Genomic DNA, 21,573 nt, shown 5'->3' with positions numbered 1-21,573 from the left:
ACAAAGCTGCATCGAGAATCATCGTGCCCGCTTCTTCAGATCGCTTTACCCCCGCCTTCGGCCTCGGCAATCCGCACCTGCAAACCTTGTGGGGGCCGCTCTGGCGCAAAACCGTCCACCTTGATCGCGAGCGTGAACGCTTGTGGCTGGACGACGGGGATTTCCTCGATCTCGACTGGCATGGCCCGCACAGCGCCGAGGCGCCGCTGGTGCTGGTGCTGCACGGGCTGACCGGCTCTTCAAATTCACCCTACGTCGCCGGGATTCAGGCGGCAATCGCCACGCAAGGCTGGGCCAGCGTCGCGCTGAACTGGCGCGGTTGCTCCGGCGAACCCAACCTGCTGCCGCGCAGTTACCACTCCGGCGCCAGCGAAGACCTCGCCGAAGCCATCAGACACCTGCGCGCCAAGCGCCCGCTGGCGCCGCTGTATGCAGTCGGATACTCATTGGGCGGCAATGTGTTGCTCAAGCATCTCGGCGAGACCGGCAGCGACAGCGGCGTGCTCGGTGCAGTGGCGGTGTCGGTGCCGTTTCGCCTTGATCAGTGCGCCGACCGCATCGGTCAAGGCTTCTCCAAGGTCTATCAGGCGCACTTCATGCGCGAGATGGTCGCCTACATCAAGAACAAGCAACGTCAGTTCCAGCATGACGGACGCGAGGATGGCCTGGCGGCTCTGGCGGCGCTCGGTTCGCTGGAGAACATGCGGACTTTCTGGGACTTCGATGGCCGGATCACTGCGCCGTTGCATGGTTTTACCGATGCCGAGGATTACTATCGACAGGCATCGAGTCGCTACTTTCTCGGTGAAATCCGCACCCCGACTCTGATCATTCAGGCGGCTGACGATCCGTTCGTGTTTCCCCACAGCCTGCCGACGGCCGAAGAGCTGTCCGCCAGCACCCGGTTCGAGCTGCAGGCCAAGGGTGGGCATGTCGGCTTTGTCGATGGCACGTTGCGCCAGCCCGGTTACTACCTGGAACGGCGCATCCCGCAGTGGCTGGCCCGTGTGACGTCATGAGCGATCAGGGCGAGTCGATCCGATTCTGGCAAACCGCGCCGCTGGCCGGGGTCGAGTTGCTGTCGGCGCGCTACATCGAGCATCGCTTCGCCCCACACGTGCACGACGGCTATGTGATCGGCATGATCATGGCCGGTGCCCAGCGTTATCGCTATCGCGGTGCCGAACACCTGGCCGGCAGCGGCACGCTGGTGCTGATCAACCCGGACGAATTGCACACCGGGCACAAGGGCACCGAGGACGGCTGGCTGTACCGGGCGTTTTATCCCGATACCGGACAGATCGTTTCACTGCTCGAAGAACTGGAACTGCCCACCGCGCCGATGCCGGCCTTCGGCGCAACGCTGTACCGCGACCCGGATCTGGTCAACGGTTTCTGTCAGTTGCATCGCTTGCTGGAAAGCCCCGCCACAGCACTGCAACAGCAAACGGTATGGCGCGAGATGATGATGCTGCTGTTGCAGCGGCATGCGGCGGTGCAGATCAACGGCAAACCGGGCAAGGAGCATCGTGCGGTGGTAATGGCCAAGGAACTGCTGCATGCGCAACTCGCGGCGCCGCCATCGTTGGAAGAACTGGCGGTTGCGGTCAACCTGTCGCCCTTCCACTTCGCCCGGGTGTTCCGCCGCGCCACCGGCATGCCGCCACACACCTGGCTGATGCAGCAGCGCATCGCCACGGCCCGGGGTTTATTGCAGCACGGTTGCCTGCCGGTGGAAGTCGCCATGCAGTTGGGCTTTGCCGACCAGAGTCATCTGAGCCGGCAGTTCAAGCAGGTGTATGGCGTGGGGCCGGCGGCGTATCGCAGTGCCCGACAACCTGTCAGCGACGATTAACCCCTGTGGGAGCGGGCTTGCTCGCGAAAGCGGTGTTTCAGTCGATAATGATGCCTGCTGATACAACGCTTTCGCGAGCAAGCCCGCTCCCACATTGGGGGTATGGTGACTTTATTCGCCCGTGGCGATGCCTCGGGAAGGCTCGTTGATCCACTCACTCCACGACCCGGCATACAGCGAACCCAGCGGATACCCCGCCAGGCACAACGCAAACAGGTTGTGACAAGCCGTCACCCCGGAGCCGCAATAGGCGACCAGCTCCGAAGGCGAACGCTCGCCGAGTTTCGCGGCAAAGCGCTGCTTGAGCTGCTCCGCCGGCAGGAAGCGCCCGTCGCTGCCGAGATTCTCGGTAAACGCTGCGCACTGCGCGCCGGGAATGTGCCCGGCAATCGGGTCGATCGGCTCCACCTCACCCTTGAAGCGCGGCAAGGCCCGGGCGTCGAGCAACGTCAGCGATGGCTGATCAAGGCGCTTGTGCAATTGCTCGGCGCTCAGCAGCAGTTTCATTTCCGGCTGACCACTGAAGTTGCCCCGGGTGACCGATGGCGCATCCAGGCTCAGCGGCAGACCCGCCGCGTGCCAGGCCTTCAGCCCGCCGTCGAGAATGAACACGCCATCGCGCTTGCCCAGCCACGCCAGCAACCACCAGGCGCGGGCCGCATAGACACCGGGGCCGTCGTCGTACAAAACCACATCGCTGTCGGCATTGATGCCCCAGGCCTGTAGGCGCTCGATCAATGCCGCCGGCTCGGGCAGCGGGTGGCGCCCGGTCACGCCTTTGACCACCTTGCCACTGAGGTCACGCTCAAGGTCGGCGAAACGGGCGCCGGCAATGTGCCCTTCGGCGTAGCTGCGCTGCCCGTAATCCGGGTCTTCAAGGGCAAAACGGCAATCGAGAATCACCAGCCCCGGCTGCTCCTTGCGGGCATCCAGTGCATTCGGGCTGAGCAGTTGCGCAATCGGCATAACGGACTCCTGTGAGCGACTTCGAAATGGTTTAGCGCCCTTCCTCGAGGGCCTGGGCCAGCGGCACGTAGAACTCGTCGAACAAGGCATTCACCTCTTCGCGGGCCTGATCGGTGACGAATCCGGCCTCCAGCACCAGCACCTGATACACGCCACGCTTGATGGCCTGTTCGCTGAGGTGGTTGGAGTTTTCCCGGGTGGTGCACAGAAAGCGCACCCACGAGGTGAGGATGATCCAGGCATTGATCGTCAGGGATTCGATCTGCACCCGATCCATCTTGAGAATGCCGGCGGCGACGAAGCCTTCGTAGATCGCCATGCCCTGAATCACGCAGCGCTGGGAAAAACGTCGGTAGCGCGCGGCCAGATCAGGGTCGCTGTCGAGCAGGTGTTCGAGATCGCGATGCAGAAAGCGGTAGCCCCACATCGCCGACAGCAGCTCCTTGAGGTAATAGCGCTTGTCTTCGACGGTGGCGGCACGCCCCTGCGGCGGGCGCAGAAAGCTGTCCACAAGCGTCTCGTACTCACTGAACAGCACGGCGATGATCGCCTGCTTGTTCGGGAAGTGGTAGTACAGATTGCCCGGAGAAATCTCCATGTGCGCGGCTATGTGATTGGTGCTGATGCTGCGCTCGCCCTGCTGATTGAACAGTTCAAGGCTGTTCTGCACGATGCGCTCGCTGGTTTTTATTCGTGGGGCCATGGCTTGAGCTTTAATTCAGAGTGCGGTGAGGGGCATCTTACGACCTAACCGGAACTGGATAAAACAAAGCTGTGTCGGGAAGTCATTTGACTTTCTAGAGCATAGACTCTAGAAAGTCATCACTACAATAAATCCGGAGCCGACGATGACTGCCGACATTGCTTATCTGCAAACACTGCAACAGCCCCTGGAAGAGCTGGATCGGCTGTTCGCGGCACAGCGCGCCGCCTATGCCGCCAACCCGATGCCAGCGGCAGACCAGCGCCAGCAGTGGCTCAAGGCGTTGCGCGAGTTGCTCAGCGATGAGCGCCAGGCCCTGATTGACGCTATCAGCGCAGATTTCAGTCATCGCAGTGCCGATGAAACCCTGCTCGCCGAACTGATGCCCAGCCTGCACGGCATTCATTACGCCAGCCGCCATCTCAAGGGCTGGATGAAGTCGTCGCGACGCAAAGTCGGCATGGCCTTTCAACCGGCGTCGGCGAAAGTCGTGTATCAGCCGCTCGGCGTAATCGGCATCATCGTCCCGTGGAACTACCCGTTGTACCTGGCCATCGGCCCGCTGGTCGGCGCACTGGCGGCGGGTAACCGGGTGATGCTCAAGCTCAGCGAATCGACCCCGGCCACCGGCCAGTTGCTCAAAACCCTGCTGGGGCGAATTTTCCCCGAAGATCTGGTCTGCGTGGTGCTTGGCGAGGCCGATGTCGGCGTGGCGTTTTCCCGTCTGCGCTTTGATCACCTGCTGTTCACCGGCGCCACCAGCATCGGCAAACACGTGATGCGCGCCGCAGCGGAAAACCTGACCCCGGTGACCCTCGAACTCGGCGGCAAGTCCCCGGCCATCGTCTCCCGCGACGTGCCGCTCAAGGACGCCGCCGAACGCATCGCCTTCGGTAAAACCCTGAATGCCGGGCAGACCTGCGTCGCCCCCGATTACGTGCTGGTGCCGCAAGACCGCGTCGGCGCGTTCGTCGAGGCCTATCGTCAGGTGGTCAACAGTTTCTATCCAACCCTCGCCGACAACCCGGACTACACCGCGATCATCAACGAGCGCCAACTGGCCCGGCTCAACGGTTATGTCAGCGACGCCACGAGCAAGGGCGCGCTGCTGATCCCGCTGTTCGAACAGGGCCAGGGCCGGCGCATGCCGCACAGCCTGCTGCTCAATGTCACTGACGAGATGACCGTGATGCAGGACGAAATCTTCGGCCCGTTGCTGCCGATCGTGCCGTATCAGGATCTCGATCAGGCGTTTGCCTACATCAATCAGCGCCCGCGTCCTCTGGCGCTTTACTACTTTGGCTACGACAAGCGCGAGCAGGATCGCGTGCTGCACGAAACCCACTCCGGCGGCGTGTGCCTGAACGACACCCTGCTGCACGTGGCGCAGGACGACATGCCGTTCGGCGGCATCGGCCCGTCGGGCATGGGCCACTATCACGGCCACGAAGGTTTCCTGACCTTCAGCAAGGCCAAAGGCGTGCTGATCAAACAGCGCTTCAATGCCGCCAGGCTGATTTACCCGCCTTACGGCAAATCGATTCAGAAGCTGATCCAGAAGCTGTTCATCCGCTAATCATCGTCACCGCCGGGTAATAACAACAATGCACCCAAGCCTGACCGATACACCTGCCCTGTCGCGCCGTGGCCTGCTGAAGTTCAGCCTTGGTGCCACAGCATTTCTCGCCACCGCCGGCCTCGGCGCCAGCCTCAGTGGTTGTTCATCAAGTGTCGCGGCCAATGGCTTCGTCACTTTGCGCGACGGCGACCTGCTGTTTCTGCGCGCACTGATTCCGGTGATGCTCGAAGGCGCCGTGGCGAGCGAAAAAATGCCCGGCGCCGTCGATGGCACCCTCAAATCGCTGGATTACAGCCTCGATCACCTGTCGCCGGAGATGCTCAAACTCACCCGGCAATTGTTCGACGTGCTGGCCATGGCGGTCACCCGCGGGCCGCTCACGGGCATTTGGGGCAGTTGGGAAAACGCCAGCCCCGAGGCCATGCGCCACTTCCTCGAGCGCTGGCAGAACAGTTCATTGAGCCTGCTGCGCATGGGCCACAGCTCATTGCAGCAGATGGTGATGATGGCCTGGTACACCCGCGCCGAGTCCTGGGGCCATTGCGGCTACCCCGGCCCGCCTACTGTTTGAAACCGAGTCGCGCCCTTCGCGAGCAGGCTCGCTCCCACAGGGGGCTGCGGTGCAAATGTGGGAGCGAGCCTGCTCGCGAAGGGACCCGCAAGAACAACAAGAACAAGAGAACCTGATCAATGCCCGTACCCGACCCGTTCCGCGAAGGCCTCGCCCGTGGCTGGAAAACCTACAACGGCGCACAGCTGACCGCCGACCTGACGCTGCAAGCCGATGTGGCGATCATCGGCAGCGGTGCCGGTGGCGGCACCACGGCAGAAATCCTCAGCGCCGCCGGTTACAAAGTGCTGCTGATCGAAGAAGGCCCGCTCAAGACCAGTTCCGACTTCAAAATGCTCGAAGACCAGGCCTACAGCAGCCTCTATCAGGAAGGCATCGGCCGCATGAGCAAGGACGGCGCGATCACCATCCTCCAGGGCCGCGCGGTGGGCGGCACCACGCTGATCAACTGGACGTCGAGTTTCCGCACGCCCGAGCCGACGCTCGAGCACTGGGCCAGGGAGCACAACGTCAAAGGTCACAGCCCGGCCGAGATGGCGCCGTGGTTCGAAAAAATGGAACAGCGCCTCGGCGTCGCGCCGTGGATGGTCCCGCCCAATGCCAACAACGACGTGATCCGCAAGGGCTGCGAGCATCTCGGCTACAGCTGGCACGTGATCCCGCGCAACGTGCGTGGCTGCTGGAACCTCGGTTATTGCGGCATGGGCTGCCCGACCAACGCCAAGCAGTCGATGATGGTCACCACCATTCCGGCGACCCTGGAAAAGGGCGGCGAGTTGCTGTACCTGGCCCGCGCGGAAAAACTGCTGATCAGTGGCGACAAGATCACTGGCCTGCAATGCGTGGCGATGGACGAACGTTGCGTTGCGCCGACCGGACGCAAAATCACGGTCAAGGCCCGGCATTACGTGCTGGCCGGCGGTGGCATCAACAGCCCGGCACTGCTGCTGCGCTCGGATGCACCGGATCCGCATCAGCGCCTCGGCAAACGCACGTTCCTGCATCTGGTGAACATGTCCGCCGGGCGTTTCGACGAGGTGATCAACCCGTTCTACGGCGCGCCGCAGTCGATCTACTCGGATCATTTCCAGTGGAAGGACGGCACCAGTGGGCCGATGGGCTACAAACTCGAAGTGCCACCGCTGCAACCGGCACTGGCCGCAACCTTGCTCGGCGGTTTCGGCCAGCAGAATGCCGAACACATGGCCGACCTGCCGCACACCCACGCGATGCTCGCGTTGCTGCGCGACGGTTTCCACCCGGACAGCCCCGGCGGCAGTGTCGAACTGCGCGGTGATGGCTCGCCGGTGCTCGACTATCAAGTCTCGCCTTATGCCTGGGAGGGCCTGCGCCGCGCCTTTCACAGCATGGCCGAGATCCAGTTTGCCGGCGGCGCCAAAGCCGTAATGCCGATGCACGCCGATGCGCGCTACGTGAAAACCCTGGCCGAAGCCCGCACGCTGATCAACGTTCTGAGCCTTGAGCTGTATCGCACGCGGCTGGGCAGTGCCCACGTGATGGGCGGTTGCGCAATGGGTGAAGACCCGAAAAACGCAGTCACCGACAGCCTTGGCCGGCATCATCAACTGAGCAATCTGTCGATTCACGACGGCTCGCTGTTCCCCACCAGCATTGGCGCCAACCCGCAATTGTCGGTGTATGGGCTGACAGCACAATTGGCGACTGCCCTCGCCGATCGGCTGAGAAATCCGTGAAAAAACCGGTTTATCGCGTCGTCTATAGTGCTTTCTTACCCAACAGGCGACTTGGCCGACCGGGACGGCTGCGATACCATCCGACTCCCCAACGGACTCCCGCCAGGACGACGCGATGAACCGAGTGTTGTACCCAGGTACCTTCGACCCTATTACCAAAGGGCATGGCGATCTGGTCGAACGCGCCTCGCGCCTGTTCGATCACGTGATCATTGCGGTCGCCGCCAGCCCGAAGAAAAACCCGCTGTTCCCGCTGGAACAACGGGTTGAGCTGGCTCGCGAGGTCACCAAACACCTGCCCAACGTCGAAGTGGTCGGCTTCTCGACGCTGCTGGCGCATTTCGCCAAGGAACAGAACGCCAATGTGTTCCTGCGTGGCCTGCGTGCGGTGTCGGACTTCGAATACGAATTCCAGCTGGCCAACATGAACCGCCAGTTGGCCCCGGACGTCGAGAGTCTGTTTCTCACCCCGTCCGAGCGTTATTCGTTCATTTCCTCGACGCTGGTGCGGGAAATCGCCGCGCTGGGCGGCGATATCAGCAAGTTCGTGCACCCGGCCGTGGCCGATGCCCTGACCCTGCGCTTCAAAAAGTAGGAGCTGCCGCAGGCTGCGATCTTGGCTTTTGATTTCAGCCCTTGATCGCAGCCGCGTGCACTGCGGGCGCCAATGCGGCACAATTGCGCGCATTGATTTATTGCGCCCGGGCCTGCCGCCCCGGCTGGAGTTAGCATGTCCCTGATCATCACCGACGATTGCATCAACTGCGACGTCTGCGAACCCGAGTGCCCGAACGCCGCCATTTCTCAAGGCGAAGAGATCTATGTGATCGACCCGAACCTGTGCACCCAGTGCGTCGGCCATTACGACGAACCGCAGTGCCAGCAGGTCTGCCCGGTGGATTGCATTCCACTGGACGAGGCGCATCCTGAGACTGAAGAACAGTTGATGGAAAAGTACCGCAAGATTACCGGCAAGGCCTGAGTCCTTCAGCGCCTGTTCCGACGCCATCGCGGGCAAGCCCGCTCCCACAGGGTTGTGTGGTGATACACAAATCGTGTTAACACCGAAATCCTTGTGGGAGCGGGCTTGCCCGCGATAAGGCCATCAATAACACCGCTGATCTCGGATCAGCTCACTCGCGCTGCTCAAACCCCTCCCCCGTACACCCCAGACACCGCACAAACGCCGCTTTCGCCGGATCCACCACCAGCGCCTGCCCCGCATCACCTACCCCGCCACCCAGCGCGGTAAACGGCAATGACACTACAAACACCCCCGCACCCAGCACCGTTGCCACCACCAATAAAGGTCGGGCAATCAGCAAATCGCCGATCATGGCGTAGGCGGGAGGGTTCTGGATGGTGTAGCGCGGATCACCGCTGCCATGCTCCGCGGCCTGAACGGCCAGGCTGGAACACAGCAACAGTGTGGCAAAGAGGACTTGCAAGGACTTCATGGCACGATCCTTCGGGCTGAACAGTGAGACCACTCACTATAGACCGTAGGACTTTTTCAGATTTTTGCCTCAGGTCTGGCAGCGCGGACAGAACACACTGGCCCGTTGCCCCAGCTTCACTTCCCGCAGGCCAGTACCGCAGACCTTGCAGTGCTCACCACCGCGACCATAGACAAACAGTTCCTGCTGGAAGTAGCCGGGCTGCCCGTCACCGCCGATGAAATCCCGCAACGTAGTGCCGCCGCGTTCGATGGCTGCGGCGAGGATGCGTTTGATCTCGATCGCCAGCCTCAGATACCGCGCCCGGGAGATACTTTTGGCTTCGCGGCGCGGATCGATCCCGGCGGCGAACAGCGCTTCGGTCGCGTAAATATTGCCGACGCCTACCACCACCGCGTTGTCCATGATGAACGGCTTGACCGCCATCGAACGCCCGCGCGACAGCTGGAACAGGCGCTCACCGTCGAACAGATCGGTCAATGGCTCCGGCCCGAGGCGTATCAGCAGTTCGTGATTGAGCGGATCGGTGCTCCACAGCATCGCGCCGAAACGGCGTGGATCGGTGTAGCGCAGCGCCAGACCGGATTCCAGCTCGATATCGACGTGCTCATGCTTGAGCGCCGGCAACCCGACTTCCACCAGCCGCAAGTTGCCCGACATGCCCAAGTGACTGATCAACGTGCCGACTTCGGCATTGATCAACAAATACTTGGCCCGCCGCTCGACCAGCACGATGCGCTGCCCGGACAGGCGCACATCGAGGTCTTCGGGGATCGGCCAGCGCAGCCGACGATCCCGCACGATCACCCGGCTGACGCGCTGGCCTTCCAGGTGCGGAGCAATGCCCCGGCGGGTGGTTTCGACTTCCGGCAATTCAGGCATGACGTTCTCGAATCAATGCGCGCCGAGGTCGCGGATCGTCTGTTTGAGGGTTTCGAAATCGTAGTCCGACAGACCGACGTAATCGAGAATCAGCGGGCCAATGCTGTTCCACTCGTGGTCTTCGGTCTGGTTGCCCAGCACCCGATAAGACGCACAGATGTGCTCGGCCATCTTCAGGATCGCCAGCAGATTCTTCATCTGGCTGTTGCGCGAGGATTCGTCGCTGAAGATCGCCAGCGCATTGTGGTGATTGGCGATCGCCGTGCTGACGTGTTCCGGCAGGCGCCACGACTTGGCGGTGTAGTAGCCGACCACGGCGTGGTTGGTATTGAACTCGGCGTTCTCGGTGTCCACCACCCGGCATTCGGCGCTGGCATTGGCGTAAGCCTTTTCCAGTACCGACATGTAGTTGGGGAAGCGCTGCAGCATCAACGGCACGCCGCAGTCGTGGAACAGCCCCAAGGCATAAGCTTCGTCGCCGGCCTGGGTGCCGATGCGCTTGGCCAGGGTCAGGCAGGTCATCGCCACGTCCTGGGCGGTGTCCCAGAAACGGTTGAGGGTGACGATGGTGTCATCGTTCATCTCGCCCTTGATCGACTGCGCGTTGATCAGGTTGATGATCGAACGGCTGCCCAACAGATTCACCGCACGCTGGATCGAAGTGATCTTGTTGCTCAGGCCGTAATACGGCGAGTTGACGATTTTCAGCAGAGAACCGGACAGGCCGGGATCCTGGGCGATCAGCTTGGCGATCACCTCCAGGTCCGGGTCGGGCATGTACTGCTCCATCTGCAGATCCACCATGATCTGCGGCTGCGCGGGCACGCTGATGCCTTGCAGGGATTGTTGAATCTGTTCGGTGGTCAGCTCTTGGGACATAAGTACACACTCTGGGACAGGCGGCGATTCTAACCTCTAAAAACCGCAGGACGACACACCAGTGGGCAATTGTCAGGAACTTTCATTCACGCTCAGGCTTCGGACTTTGTAACGCCGACCGGACAATCAAGCACCGGCTCGGCGGTAATTTCCCGCAGACTCAGGAGCTTATCGATGGCTACTTCCCTCACTGGCAAACGCGTCGCCATTTTAGTAACAGACGGTTTCGAACAGGTCGAACTGACCGGGCCCAAGCAAGCACTGGAGCAGGCCGGCGCCCAGGTCGACATCCTTTCGGCCGAGGCCGGCAAGGTCAAAGGCTGGAACCACGACAAACCGGCGGATGACTTCAAGGTCGATCAGACCTTTCAAGGCGCCAGCAGCGAGCAGTACGACGCGATCGTCCTGCCGGGCGGCGTACAGAACTCCGACACCATCCGCATCGACCAGGACGCCCAGCATCTGGTGAAAACCGGGGCCTCCGCCGGCAAACCGATTGCGGTGATCTGCCATGGCGGCTGGTTGCTGATTTCCGCCGGGCTGGTCAACGGCAAGACCATGACCAGTTTCAAGACACTCAAGGATGACCTGGTCAATGCCGGGGCCAACTGGGTCGACAAGGAAGTGGTCAAGGACGGTCATCTGATCAGCAGCCGTCAGCCGGATGATATTCCGGCGTTCAACAAGGAGTTGATCGACGCGCTGTCGGCCTGATCTGTGGGCTTGTGAGTTTATGTGGTGAGGAGATTTATCCCCGATGGACAGCGCAGCTGTCCCAGATCGACTCACGCGGTCAGTCAGAAAACTGCGTTGGGGGTTTGCGGCTGCTGCGCAGCCGATCGGGGATAAATCCCCTCGCCACAGGTAATGTCTTCCACCGGCAATGACTTGCCACATGTCCACTCACCAGCCAATCAGGCCGAGCAACACGGTATACTCCCGCTCTTTTTTCCGGAGCGACGTCATGTCCCTGCCTAGCCTGCGCCTCAAAGCCAACGCCGACCGTCGCCTGCGCAACGGCCACTTGTGGGTCTACAGCAACGAAATCGATGTGGCCGCCACGCCACTGCACGGCTTCAAGGCCGGCGATCAGGCGATCCTCGAAGCCGCGGGCGGCAAGCCGCTGGGCATCGTCGCGATGAGCCCGAACAACCTGATCTGCGCGCGCCTGCTGTCGCGCGACATCAAGCTGCCTCTGGACAAGTCGCTGCTGGTGCATCGTCTGAACGTGGCCCTGTCGCTGCGCGAGCGCCTGTTCGACAAGCCGTTCTACCGCTTGGTGTACGGCGATTCCGACCTGCTGCCGGGTCTGGTGGTCGACCGTTTCGGCGACATCCTCGTGGTGCAGATTGCCTCGGCAACCATGGAAGCGCACAAAGATGACGTGATCGCTGCACTGACCCAAGTGCTCAAGCCAAGCGGCATTCTGTTCAAGAACGACTCCGCCGCCCGTGACGCCGAAGGCCTCAACCGCTACGTCGAAACCGTGTTTGGCCTGGTGCCGGAGTGGGTGGCCCTGGAAGAGAACGGCGTGAAATTCGAAGCACCGGTCATCGGCGGCCAGAAAACCGGCTGGTTCTACGACCACCGCATGAACCGCGCCCGCCTCGCCCCCTACGCCAAAGGCAAACGCGTCCTCGACCTCTATAGCTACATCGGTGGCTGGGGCGTGCAGGCTGCCGCGTTCGGCGCCAGCGAAGTGTTCTGCGTCGACGCGTCGGGCTTCGCCCTCGACGGCGTCGAGCGTAACGCCGCGCTGAACGGCTTCGCCGACAAGATGACCTGCATCGAAGGCGACGTCTTCGAAGCGTTGAAGGAACTCAAGGCCAGCGAAGAACGTTTCGACGTGATCGTTGCCGACCCGCCAGCGTTCATCAAGCGCAAGAAAGACATGAAGAACGGTGAAGGCGCCTACCGTCGTCTGAACGAGCAAGCCATGCGCCTGCTGACCAAGGACGGCATTCTGGTCAGCGCTTCGTGCTCCATGCACCTGCCAGAGGACGATCTGCAGAACATCCTGCTGACCAGCGCCCGTCACCTGGACCGCAACATCCAGATGCTCGAGCGCGGCGGTCAGGGCCCGGACCACCCGGTACACCCGGCCATCGCCGAGACTCGCTACATCAAGAGCATCACCTGCCGCCTGCTGCCTAACAGCTGATCGGCCCATGAAACGGGGAGCCTGCGGGCTTCCCGTTGGCTTTACGGCGATGCAATGTCGTCGAATTTCTTCCTCTTTCCTACAACTAACTTCCTACATGCATGCAGGACATTTCCCTGCGCATTACATTTCAACATCTAATACTTACAAGTTTGCCCTTGCAGCACGCCCACTCCGACAAAATTAATAGAAATTTCCTACCCAAGTATCACTTGCCAATAATTCATTACAACCTATTATTAAGTTGTCACCACGACGGTGACATTCACTCTCAATGAACAAGGAGTTCATACTTATGAAAGCAATTACTCTGGAAACCAACCAAATCGCAAACCTGGCCTTCCTGGTTGCACCTAAAGCCCGCTAAGTGAGCCAGAACGCTGGGGAGTGCCGGCACCCCAGCGTTCTTCCGACCCGTTCCAGAGCGATGAACACAACATGCATATCAATCCCTATTTATTCATATTGCCGCGCACGCCCGGACAAATAGTCTGGAACTATAAAGACCACACCCAACATGAACTTGACCTGACTTACTCTTGTCGACTTTCACAACTTATCAATAACCCGGAACAGTTCGACAGACGCAACATAATAGACTCACAACTTCTGAACGCGGGCATATTAACCGTTGCAAAAATAGACGGTCCGCCATGGGGCTGGGATGAATTGTCGAAGATTTATCATATTGGCACCCAGAACATTCCCTGCGAACAGACACCCCAGAATATTCACGAGTGGTCCAGGCAATACCTGAACCATTGCAACGCGGTGCTGACTACACCGGCCCCCGCACTAGATCGGTCGACACCTCAAGACGAACCTCGAATCGCCCTGCCCGCCTCCGCGGCCCTGACCGTTGCCAGCTTGGGCAATGTCCTGCGCCTGAGAAAAACCTGCCGCTCCTTCACTGGCGCAGCGATCACCCTCAATGACGTCGGTACACTGCTGTACCTCTCGCTGGGCTTTCTTCGCCATCGCGACAATGACCGCGACGAGAGCATCGCCGAAGGCCTCGGTGCCCGGCGCAGCAGCCCGTCGGGTGGAGGATTGAATGCCTGTGAAGGGTTTCTTCTGGCACGCAATATCGAGGGCCTGGAACCGGGTGTCTACGCCTATCACCCGGCAGAACACGCACTCAGCCGGGTCAATCCTTTGCCCGACCACGCGCTGGGTCATTTGCTGGCGGGTCAGCACTTCATCAATAACCTGCCACTGGGTCTGTTCATCACCGCTCGTTTCGACAAGCTCTGGTGGAAGTATGAACACTCACGCGCCTATCGCATGGCGTTTGTCGAGGCGGGTCATCTGTCGCAAACCTTTCAACTGGTGGCCACAGCGCTGGGCCTGGGAACGTGGCTGACCGGGGCATTCGCCGACCGCCAGGTCGAAGCCCTGCTCAAACTCGAAGGCAGCGCTGAACAACCGTTGTTCTTTGTCGGCTGCGGCGCCAGCGACGGTCAGGCGATGTGTCAGGAAATGCGCGACCTGTTGCAGGAGACGCGCAAATGAGCGCATCAACCGTGGACCAGCCCGAAGCGCCAGAGTCCTGGGCGCTTCGATTCACCCTCGGCGACTGGAACAACCACGCCTCGGTACGCACCAGCCGGCACGACTACCAGTTGCCGGCAGACCTGCAGTTGCAACTGCAAACCCGCTTCTGGTTTCCGCCGGCATTCCTGCCGTATCTGTCCCACCCGGCGATCGAAGCCGCAGGCAGCAAGGTCATGCATCGGCTGGCTGCCAACCACCTGGTGCACTTTCTCGACTACACCACGCTGCTGGAACACCGCATCGTCAACCGCGCCGTGGAAACCATCGTCCACGGTGAGTTGCCCGCGCACATTCCGTCAAGGATGAAAACCGCCGCGCTGCAGCTCTATACCGACGAGGGTTATCACGCATTGTTCTCCCATCATCTGGCCGAACAGATCGCCGAACTGCATGGTTTCACCGGTCGTCCACAGATGCCGCTGCGCATCACCCGCCTGACCGGTCAGATCGCCCGAACGCCGGAGAGCAAACGCCCGCTGGCATGGTTTCTGCTCGGCTTCGTCTCCGAAACCATCATTGCCCGGGAGTTGCTGGATGTGTGTCGGGAAACGCTGGTCAGCAGCGTGAACGACATGCTGCGCGACCACCTCGCGGATGAAGCGCGCCACAGCCGTTTTTTTTCCGAGGTCTTTCACTACCTCTGGTTGACCCTGAACAGCCGCCAGCGCGCCTTTGCGGCCAGAACCTTGCTGGAGACCCTGGCGACCTTCTTCGAAGTCGACGAGCAATGGCTGCACCAAAGCCTGCGCCGCGCCGGCATTGGCGAAGGTGCGATCAAGGAAATCCTCGACAGCCTGACCAACGAACAGGCCAGCCGCCAGCGTGCCCGATCCGGAGCAACGGCTACGCTTGCTGCACTCGAAAAAGCCGGATTCTTCGCGCTACCCAACAACCGCAAACTTTTCGCCAAGGCAGGACTGATCGATGCTTGAAGGAAGAACGGTGGTAACGACCCGACAACGACGCGGGGCGATCAGCCTGCTTTTGGCCATGGTGCTGCTGGGGGTGTTTCCGCTGGACGTCCTGCTGCCGTCGTTCCCGGCGCTGGCCGAACACTTCGCCAGCACTCCGACCGACATCGCCCTGTCGATCAGCCTGTTCGCGGTGGGCATCGCCTTTGCCCAACTGCTGATCGGGCCGTTGTCCGACGTCATCGGGCGCAAGGGCTTGCTGCTCGCCGGCATGGCTGTCTCGATCCTCGGCGCTATCGGCTGCGTAATGACCAGCGACTACACGCTGTTCATGGCCTTTCGCATCGTGCAGGCCATCGGTTGTGGCTGTTTCGTCCTGTCACAGGCGCTGGTGCAGGATCTGTTCGAGGGCGCAGAGCGCGATCGCCTGCGGATCCTGATGGTGACCGCCACCGGGATCTTCATCTCCATATCACCGCTGGCCGGAACCTTTCTGCAGGCGACCCTGGGCTGGCGTGGCAGCTTCTGGCTGTTCATCGCACTGGCGGCGGTGGTGTTGCTCAAAGCCTGGCTGTTTCTGGACGGCGGTCGGCCAGTCGCCAAGGGCACACCGCTCAACTTTCTCAGCGCCTACCGGCGAGTGCTGGGGGATTTCGAGTTCGTCGGCTACTGGCTGATTTCGGCTTTCGCGTTCGCCTGCCACTTCTCGTTCATCGTCATTTCGCCGTTGATCTTCATGGATCAGTTGCAGCTCTCAGCCTATGACTTCTCACTGATCCTGCTGATCTACGGTGCGGCGTATGTGACCGGCGGGATTGCCGCCACGCTGTTGAGCCGGCGCATCAGCTCTGCGCAACAGATCGTGGCCGGGTTGGGCCTGATTCTGCTGGCAGGGCTGGTGATGCTATTACTGTCGCAGTACTTCGCACTCTCGCCCGTCACGGTATTGATCCCGATGCTGATCTGCACCGCCGGCACCACCATTGCACGCCCGGCCGCCACCTCACGCGCCATGGGCCTGTTTCCGGAGAACGCCGGTACTTCGGCCTCGGCCGGTAGCACGATCATCTTCATTTGCGGCGGGTTGATCAGTGCGCTGATCAGCCTGAGTCCAGGCAACCTGCAGGCCACTCTCGGCTACTGTTTTGTCCTGCTCAGTTGCATCGCGCTGGCGCTGAACAAGCGGATCAGCCATCGCGCCAGCATTATCGAGAACGGCGCGGTCACGCCCTTCGGCAGCGATTGAGCCTGCCGGTCGTCATGCCATACGCACCGTCGGCACTGGAACAACACTTTGCGCCATTCCCTCCAGACGCCAGCGGTGTAGAATCGGCTGATTCATCGCCATTCATCCCCCGGCGGGTTTATGAGCTCAGGCTGAGGCAAGCGGCGATCCCGCAAAGTCATCGGCAACATCCAGGACACACGGCCATTTCTGAGTGTTCCAGACGTCAATAGAAGCTCACTCCCTTTTGATACCTGATTAGCCGCCCGGAGTGCTCCATGCCAGATTACCGCTCGAAAACATCCACCCACGGCCGCAACATGGCCGGCGCCCGCGCACTGTGGCGCGCCACCGGGATGAAAGATGACGACTTCAAGAAGCCGATCATCGCCATTGCCAACTCCTTCACCCAGTTCGTGCCGGGCCACGTGCACCTCAAAGACCTCGGTCAACTGGTTGCCCGGGAAATCGAACGCGCCGGTGGCGTAGCGAAAGAATTCAACACCATCGCCGTGGATGACGGCATCGCCATGGGTCACGACGGCATGCTCTATTCGCTGCCGAGCCGCGAGATCATCGCCGACTCTGTCGAATACATGGTCAACGCCCACTGCGCCGACGCCATCGTCTGCATCTCCAACTGCGACAAGATCACCCCGGGCATGTTGATGGCCGCTTTGCGCCTGAACATTCCGGTGATCTTCGTTTCCGGCGGCCCGATGGAAGCCGGCAAGACCAAACTCGCTTCCCACGGCCTCGACCTCGTCGACGCCATGGTGATCGCCGCCGACTCCAGCGCTTCTGACGAGAAGGTTGCCGAGTACGAGCGCAGCGCCTGCCCGACCTGCGGTTCATGCTCCGGCATGTTCACCGCCAACTCGATGAACTGCCTGACTGAAGCCCTGGGCCTGGCATTGCCGGGCAACGGTTCGACCCTCGCGACCCACAGCGACCGCGAGCAGTTGTTCCTGCAGGCCGGCCGCACCATCGTCGAGCTGTGCAAGCGTTACTACGGCGAAAACGACGAATCCGTGCTGCCGCGCAACATCGCCAACTTCAAGGCGTTCGAGAACGCGATGATGCTCGACATCGCCATGGGCGGTTCGACCAACACCATCCTGCACTTGCTGGCTGCCGCCCAGGAAGCCGAGATCGATTTCGATCTGCGCGACATCGACCGTCTCTCGCGCAGCGTGCCGCAACTGTGCAAGGTCGCGCCGAATATCCAGAAGTACCACATGGAAGACGTGCACCGCGCCGGCGGCATCTTCAGCATCCTCGGTTCCCTGGCCCGTGGCGGCCTGCTGCACACCGACCTGCCGACCGTGCACAGCCGCAGCATGGAAGAAGCCATCGCCAAGTGGGACATCACCCAGACCACTGACGAAGCCGTGCATCACTTCTTCAAGGCCGGCCCGGCGGGCATCCCGACCCAGACCGCGTTCAGCCAGTCGACCCGTTGGGAAACCCTGGATGACGACCGTGAAAACGGCTGTATCCGCAGCTTCGAACACGCCTATTCGAAAGAAGGCGGCCTGGCCGTGCTGTACGGCAACATCGCTCTCGACGGCTGCGTGGTGAAAACCGCCGGCGTCGACGAGTCGATCCACGTCTTCGAAGGCAACGCGAAGATCTTCGAAAGCCAGGACAGCGCGGTGCGCGGCATCCTCGCCGACGAAGTGAAGGAAGGCGACATCGTCATCATTCGCTACGAAGGCCCGAAAGGCGGCCCGGGCATGCAGGAAATGCTCTACCCGACCTCGTACCTGAAGTCCAAAGGTCTGGGCAAAGCCTGTGCGTTGCTCACCGACGGTCGTTTCTCTGGCGGTACTTCCGGCCTGTCGATCGGCCACGCTTCGCCAGAGGCTGCGGCCGGTGGCGCGATCGGTCTGGTGCAGGACGGCGACAAAGTGCTGATCGACATCCCGAACCGCTCGATCAACCTGTTGGTCAGCGATGAAGAACTGGCTGCACGCCGGGTCGAACAGGACAAGAAAGGCTGGAAACCGGTCGAGCAGCGTCCACGCAAAGTGACCACCGCCCTGAAGGCCTACGCCCTGCTGGCGACCAGCGCCGACAAGGGTGCGGTGCGTAACAAGGCGATGCTCGACGGGCTGTAAGTTTTAGCCGCCGAATAAAAATGCCCCGCCAAGTGCGGGGCATTTTTTTGCCTGATCCAAAAACAATGAAGATCAAAACTGTGGGAGCGGGCTTGCTCGCGAAAGCGGTCTACCGGTCAAAAAATCTCTCGCCTGACACTCCCTCTTCGCGAGCAAGCCCGCTCCCACAGGGGGCTGTCAGTGCATCCAGAATCTGCGCTCCCACAAGGATTGTGGGCTTACTGGATTTCCTCGGGTTTAACGATCACCCAGTTCTTGTCCGCCGTCACCGACAAACCTTCCTTGGCCTGCGCTGCCGCGTGCTTGGCCATCATGCCGTTGAGCTGGGTCATGTACTTGTCCTTGCGGTTGATCCACAAGTGAATACCGCCCTTGGCCACGTCGACATCGTGGAACAGCATGTAGCCATCACTGGTTGGGGTGTCGCCACCGACCAGAACCGGTTTTTTCCACTCGTCGATATAAGTCAGAATCGCCGCGTGTTTGCCGGCCATCCAGGTTGCCGGGGTCCACAGGTACGGGGTCAGTTCGAGGCCGAGGTTGGCCTTCTCGTCATACTTGCCGGCGGTAATCTGCTTGCGTGCGGTCGTCAGCTCGCCGGTTTCGCGGTTCTTCAGCAACGTGGTCACGCCGATCACGTTCTGCGGTTTGACGTTGTAACCGTACTTCGGATCGGCCGCGACCATGCGCACCAGTTCTTCGGAGGCGGCGGTCATCACGTAAACCTCGATGCCGTTCTCCATCAGCTTGTTGTACAGCTCGGCCTGGCCGGTGAAGACTTTCGGCGGCTGCACATCGATGTTCTTCACTACGTCGCCTTCGTAGTAAGTGGCCGGCACCGGTTTGCCCGACGCCATCAGCTCATCGACGTAGCCCTTGAGTTCCTTGAGAGTGAAGCCGGAGAACACCTGCGCTACCCACGGGTAGCAGACCATGTCGTCGACTTCGCACAGGCGATAGTAGTAACTGAACAGGCTTTCCTTATGGTCGGCGGTGTCCTTGAACGGCATCAGTTTCAGCGAGGGGTCGAGTTTGTCGCGGGTGATCAGGCCCTTGTTTTCCATGAACGGCAGCAAAGACTCTTCAAGGTCGTATCGGTAGCTGGTGTTGTCCATGTCGAACACCGCGTAGTTACCCTTGTTGGCGTTGGCCGCGATCATCGCGTCGAGTGCCTTGGCCTGATCCGCCGGCCAGTGCTTCAGGTCGGTGGCGAATGCGTGAGCGGCCAAGCCCAATCCAAGAACCACAGCGAGCATTTTCGGTGCGAACTTCATCGGCGTTTTCTCCCTGACTGAAAGACATCGACGCTAACAAATAAGTGTGACAGTCCTCGTCTGTCAGCGACCGCTTACGTCTCCTCAACGCCAGTTGCATTGCCGAGAGCGACAAGCGCTTATTCCAAAAACGACGGACAACCTGCGATTTCGGTATTAATTCATTGGAAATCAAACTGTTAGGCTTGCCGGTTCGCAGTTGCCCAAGAATGCGACTGGCACAAGTCTTATCGGAGTCTTCATGAATCTGCCGCTGATCCTCAATCTGCTGGTGTTCCTCGCCCTGCTCTTCGGTCTGGCGCAAACCCGCCACACCACCTGGAGCCTGGCGAAAAAAGTCCTGCTCGCGCTGGTGCTGGGCGTAGCCTTCGGTGTTGCCCTTCACACCGTTTACGGTGCCGGCAACCCGGTACTGAAAGCCTCGATCGGTTGGTTCGATCTGGTCGGCAACGGCTACGTGCAGTTGCTGCAAATGATCGTGATCCCGCTGGTGTTCGCTTCGATCCTCAGCGCGGTTGCGCGTCTGCACAACGCATCGTCGCTGGGCAAGATCAGCTTCCTGACCATCGGCACCCTGCTGTTCACCACCGCGATTGCGGCGCTGATCGGTATCGGCCTGACCAACCTGTTCGGCCTCACCGCCGAAGGCCTGGTCGCCGGCACGCAGGAAATGGCCCGCCTGCAAACCATCCAGACCGACTACGCCGGCAAGGTCGCCGACCTGAATGTGCCGCAGCTGCTGCTGTCGTTCATTCCGCAGAACCCGTTCGCCGACCTGGCCCGCGCCAAGCCGACCTCGATCATCAGCGTGGTGATCTTCGCCGCGTTCCTCGGGGTCGCGGCGCTGCAACTGCTCAAGGATGATGCCGAGAAAGGTCAGAAAGTGATCAACGCCATCGACACCCTGCAAGCCTGGGTGATGCGTCTGGTGCGTCTGGTGATGAAGCTGACCCCGTACGGCGTGCTGGCGCTGATGACCAAAGTGGTCGCCGGTTCCAACCTGCAGGACATCATCAAGCTCGGCAGTTTCGTCGTGGTCTCGTACATCGGCCTGGGCCTGATGTTTGTGGTGCATGGCCTGCTGGTGTCGGCGGCCGGGATCAACCCGCTGCGCTTCTTCCGCAAGATCTGGCCGGTGCTGACGTTCGCGTTCACCAGCCGCTCCAGCGCGGCGAGCATTCCGTTGAGCATCGAAGCGCAGACCCGTCGTCTGGGCATTCCGCAGTCGATCGCCAGTTTCGCCGCCTCGTTCGGTGCGACCATCGGCCAGAACGGTTGCGCCGGTCTGTACCCGGCGATGTTGGCGGTGATGGTTGCGCCAACGGTCGGCATCAACCCGCTGGATCCGCTGTGGATCGCGACACTGGTGGCGATTGTCACTCTGAGCTCGGCCGGTGTGGCCGGGGTCGGTGGCGGCGCGACGTTCGCGGCACTGATCGTGCTGCCGGCGATGGGCTTGCCGGTGTCACTGGTGGCGCTGCTGATTTCGGTTGAGCCGCTGATCGACATGGGTCGTACGGCGTTGAACGTAAGTGGTTCGATCACCGCCGGTGCGATTACCAGCCAAGTGATGCAGCAGACCGATAAAGCACTGCTGGATGCGGATGAGCATGCGGAGCTGGCTCAGGCCTGACAGCAACACAGTCTTGTGGCGAGGGGATTTATCCCCGATGGGCTGCGTAGCAGCCCCAAAGCACGGGGTCGCTGCGCGACCCATCGGG

Annotated in this window: 20 protein-coding genes; 14 read left to right on the top strand and 6 right to left on the bottom strand. The window is 61.0% G+C overall.

The window, feature by feature from the left end; all coding sequences use genetic code 11:
- Positions 1-23: 23 nt before the first annotated feature.
- Together H043_RS0102425 and H043_RS0102420 are read left to right on the top strand one after the other, a co-directional pair.
- Entirely contained in the window at positions 24-1,019 is a 996-nt protein-coding gene (locus H043_RS0102425) for a hydrolase (protein ID WP_027610565.1), read from the top strand.
- Entirely contained in the window at positions 1,016-1,855 is an 840-nt protein-coding gene (locus H043_RS0102420; RefSeq protein WP_027610564.1) for an AraC family transcriptional regulator, read from the top strand. The genes H043_RS0102425 and H043_RS0102420 overlap by 4 nt, the downstream gene beginning before the upstream one ends.
- A 111-nt stretch (positions 1,856-1,966) precedes the next feature.
- Here H043_RS0102420 and H043_RS0102415 read toward each other — a convergent pair whose 3' ends face one another.
- Together H043_RS0102415 and H043_RS0102410 are read right to left on the bottom strand one after the other, a co-directional pair.
- Positions 1,967-2,821, bottom strand: coding sequence for a sulfurtransferase (locus H043_RS0102415; protein WP_027610563.1), 855 nt, complete (start codon positions 2,819-2,821; stop codon positions 1,967-1,969).
- Between the two features lie 31 nt (positions 2,822-2,852).
- On the bottom strand, positions 2,853-3,524 hold the full coding sequence (locus H043_RS0102410; RefSeq protein WP_027610562.1) for a TetR/AcrR family transcriptional regulator: 672 nt from the start codon (positions 3,522-3,524) through the stop codon (positions 2,853-2,855).
- A 145-nt stretch (positions 3,525-3,669) separates the two neighbouring features.
- On the opposite strand from H043_RS0102410, the gene H043_RS0102405 reads away from it, so the two are divergent.
- The 5 genes from H043_RS0102405 to H043_RS0102385 all read left to right on the top strand — a co-directional run bounded on the left by H043_RS0102405 (position 3,670) and on the right by H043_RS0102385 (position 8,371).
- Positions 3,670-5,100 (top strand): coniferyl aldehyde dehydrogenase, encoded by a 1,431-nt coding sequence (locus H043_RS0102405; RefSeq protein ID WP_027610561.1) that lies wholly within the window; start codon positions 3,670-3,672, stop codon positions 5,098-5,100.
- Between the two features lie 28 nt (positions 5,101-5,128).
- Positions 5,129-5,674, top strand: coding sequence for a hypothetical protein (locus H043_RS0102400; protein ID WP_027610560.1), 546 nt, complete (start codon positions 5,129-5,131; stop codon positions 5,672-5,674).
- Between the two features lie 119 nt (positions 5,675-5,793).
- On the top strand, positions 5,794-7,389 hold the full coding sequence (locus tag H043_RS0102395) for a GMC family oxidoreductase (RefSeq protein WP_027610559.1): 1,596 nt from the start codon (positions 5,794-5,796) through the stop codon (positions 7,387-7,389).
- 115 nt (positions 7,390-7,504) lie between these two features.
- Positions 7,505-7,984, top strand: a complete 480-nt coding sequence (gene coaD / locus H043_RS0102390) for a pantetheine-phosphate adenylyltransferase (protein ID WP_003229157.1) — start codon at positions 7,505-7,507, stop codon at positions 7,982-7,984.
- A 135-nt stretch (positions 7,985-8,119) separates the two neighbouring features.
- On the top strand, positions 8,120-8,371 hold the full coding sequence (locus tag H043_RS0102385; protein ID WP_003195146.1) for a YfhL family 4Fe-4S dicluster ferredoxin: 252 nt from the start codon (positions 8,120-8,122) through the stop codon (positions 8,369-8,371).
- 151 nt (positions 8,372-8,522) lie between these two features.
- On the opposite strand, the gene H043_RS0102380 is transcribed toward H043_RS0102385, so the two are convergent.
- The 3 genes from H043_RS0102380 to H043_RS0102370 form a co-directional block, all read right to left on the bottom strand.
- The gene (locus tag H043_RS0102380) at positions 8,523-8,846 is read right to left on the bottom strand and encodes a hypothetical protein (RefSeq protein WP_027610558.1); all 324 of its coding nucleotides are present in this window, start codon (positions 8,844-8,846) and stop codon (positions 8,523-8,525) included.
- Positions 8,847-8,915: 69 nt separating this feature from the next.
- Positions 8,916-9,728: a bifunctional DNA-formamidopyrimidine glycosylase/DNA-(apurinic or apyrimidinic site) lyase gene (gene mutM / locus H043_RS0102375; RefSeq protein ID WP_027610557.1), complete on the bottom strand. Its 813-nt coding sequence runs from the start codon at positions 9,726-9,728 to the stop codon at positions 8,916-8,918.
- A 12-nt stretch (positions 9,729-9,740) separates the two neighbouring features.
- Complete coding sequence (locus H043_RS0102370; protein ID WP_171061892.1) at positions 9,741-10,553, bottom strand: HDOD domain-containing protein; 813 nt, start codon at positions 10,551-10,553, stop codon at positions 9,741-9,743.
- A gap of 228 nt (positions 10,554-10,781) precedes the next feature.
- Here H043_RS0102370 and H043_RS0102365 point away from each other — a divergent pair, with 228 nt between their 5' ends.
- The 6 genes from H043_RS0102365 (at position 10,782) to ilvD (ending at position 18,578) form a co-directional block, all read left to right on the top strand.
- Entirely contained in the window at positions 10,782-11,321 is a 540-nt protein-coding gene (locus H043_RS0102365) for a type 1 glutamine amidotransferase domain-containing protein (RefSeq protein ID WP_027610555.1), read from the top strand.
- A 250-nt stretch (positions 11,322-11,571) separates the two neighbouring features.
- Positions 11,572-12,768 (top strand): class I SAM-dependent rRNA methyltransferase, encoded by a 1,197-nt coding sequence (locus tag H043_RS0102360; protein WP_027610554.1) that lies wholly within the window; start codon positions 11,572-11,574, stop codon positions 12,766-12,768.
- A gap of 438 nt (positions 12,769-13,206) precedes the next feature.
- Positions 13,207-14,280, top strand: coding sequence for a SagB family peptide dehydrogenase (locus H043_RS0102355; protein WP_027610553.1), 1,074 nt, complete (start codon positions 13,207-13,209; stop codon positions 14,278-14,280).
- The gene (locus H043_RS0102350) at positions 14,277-15,254 is read left to right on the top strand and encodes a diiron oxygenase (protein ID WP_027610552.1); all 978 of its coding nucleotides are present in this window, start codon (positions 14,277-14,279) and stop codon (positions 15,252-15,254) included. The genes H043_RS0102355 and H043_RS0102350 overlap by 4 nt, the downstream gene beginning before the upstream one ends.
- The gene (locus tag H043_RS0102345; RefSeq protein ID WP_027610551.1) at positions 15,247-16,479 is read left to right on the top strand and encodes an MFS transporter; all 1,233 of its coding nucleotides are present in this window, start codon (positions 15,247-15,249) and stop codon (positions 16,477-16,479) included. The genes H043_RS0102350 and H043_RS0102345 overlap by 8 nt, the downstream gene beginning before the upstream one ends.
- 257 nt (positions 16,480-16,736) lie before the next feature.
- On the top strand, positions 16,737-18,578 hold the full coding sequence (ilvD, locus tag H043_RS0102340; protein WP_007964170.1) for a dihydroxy-acid dehydratase: 1,842 nt from the start codon (positions 16,737-16,739) through the stop codon (positions 18,576-18,578).
- A gap of 218 nt (positions 18,579-18,796) precedes the next feature.
- On the opposite strand, the gene H043_RS0102335 is transcribed toward ilvD, so the two are convergent.
- Entirely contained in the window at positions 18,797-19,852 is a 1,056-nt protein-coding gene (locus tag H043_RS0102335) for a hypothetical protein (RefSeq protein WP_027610550.1), read from the bottom strand.
- A gap of 241 nt (positions 19,853-20,093) precedes the next feature.
- Between H043_RS0102335 and H043_RS0102330 the strand changes: the two genes are divergently transcribed.
- On the top strand, positions 20,094-21,485 hold the full coding sequence (locus H043_RS0102330) for an L-cystine transporter (protein ID WP_027610549.1): 1,392 nt from the start codon (positions 20,094-20,096) through the stop codon (positions 21,483-21,485).
- The last annotated feature ends 88 nt before the right edge of the window (positions 21,486-21,573 follow it).

Origin of the sequence: Pseudomonas sp. URIL14HWK12:I6 (genome assembly GCF_000514195.1) — a bacterium.
GTDB lineage: Bacteria > Pseudomonadota > Gammaproteobacteria > Pseudomonadales > Pseudomonadaceae > Aquipseudomonas > Aquipseudomonas putida_A.
Note: the sequence above shows the minus strand (reverse complement) of the source record. Positions and strands in the feature narration are given on the sequence as shown.

Coding starts and splice junctions, on each gene's coding strand:
- H043_RS0102420 (WP_027610564.1), top strand. CDS start 1,016: ATGAGCGATCAGGGCGAGTCGATCCGATTCTGGCAAACCGCGCCGCTG.
- H043_RS0102415 (WP_027610563.1), bottom strand. CDS start 2,821: ATGCCGATTGCGCAACTGCTCAGCCCGAATGCACTGGATGCCCGCAAG.
- H043_RS0102410 (WP_027610562.1), bottom strand. CDS start 3,524: ATGGCCCCACGAATAAAAACCAGCGAGCGCATCGTGCAGAACAGCCTT.
- H043_RS0102405 (WP_027610561.1), top strand. CDS start 3,670: ATGACTGCCGACATTGCTTATCTGCAAACACTGCAACAGCCCCTGGAA.
- H043_RS0102400 (WP_027610560.1), top strand. CDS start 5,129: ATGCACCCAAGCCTGACCGATACACCTGCCCTGTCGCGCCGTGGCCTG.
- H043_RS0102395 (WP_027610559.1), top strand. CDS start 5,794: ATGCCCGTACCCGACCCGTTCCGCGAAGGCCTCGCCCGTGGCTGGAAA.
- coaD (WP_003229157.1), top strand. CDS start 7,505: ATGAACCGAGTGTTGTACCCAGGTACCTTCGACCCTATTACCAAAGGG.
- H043_RS0102385 (WP_003195146.1), top strand. CDS start 8,120: ATGTCCCTGATCATCACCGACGATTGCATCAACTGCGACGTCTGCGAA.
- H043_RS0102380 (WP_027610558.1), bottom strand. CDS start 8,846: ATGAAGTCCTTGCAAGTCCTCTTTGCCACACTGTTGCTGTGTTCCAGC.
- mutM (WP_027610557.1), bottom strand. CDS start 9,728: ATGCCTGAATTGCCGGAAGTCGAAACCACCCGCCGGGGCATTGCTCCG.
- H043_RS0102365 (WP_027610555.1), top strand. CDS start 10,782: ATGGCTACTTCCCTCACTGGCAAACGCGTCGCCATTTTAGTAACAGAC.
- H043_RS0102360 (WP_027610554.1), top strand. CDS start 11,572: ATGTCCCTGCCTAGCCTGCGCCTCAAAGCCAACGCCGACCGTCGCCTG.
- H043_RS0102355 (WP_027610553.1), top strand. CDS start 13,207: ATGCATATCAATCCCTATTTATTCATATTGCCGCGCACGCCCGGACAA.
- H043_RS0102350 (WP_027610552.1), top strand. CDS start 14,277: ATGAGCGCATCAACCGTGGACCAGCCCGAAGCGCCAGAGTCCTGGGCG.
- H043_RS0102345 (WP_027610551.1), top strand. CDS start 15,247: ATGCTTGAAGGAAGAACGGTGGTAACGACCCGACAACGACGCGGGGCG.
- ilvD (WP_007964170.1), top strand. CDS start 16,737: ATGCCAGATTACCGCTCGAAAACATCCACCCACGGCCGCAACATGGCC.
- H043_RS0102335 (WP_027610550.1), bottom strand. CDS start 19,852: ATGAAGTTCGCACCGAAAATGCTCGCTGTGGTTCTTGGATTGGGCTTG.
- H043_RS0102330 (WP_027610549.1), top strand. CDS start 20,094: ATGAATCTGCCGCTGATCCTCAATCTGCTGGTGTTCCTCGCCCTGCTC.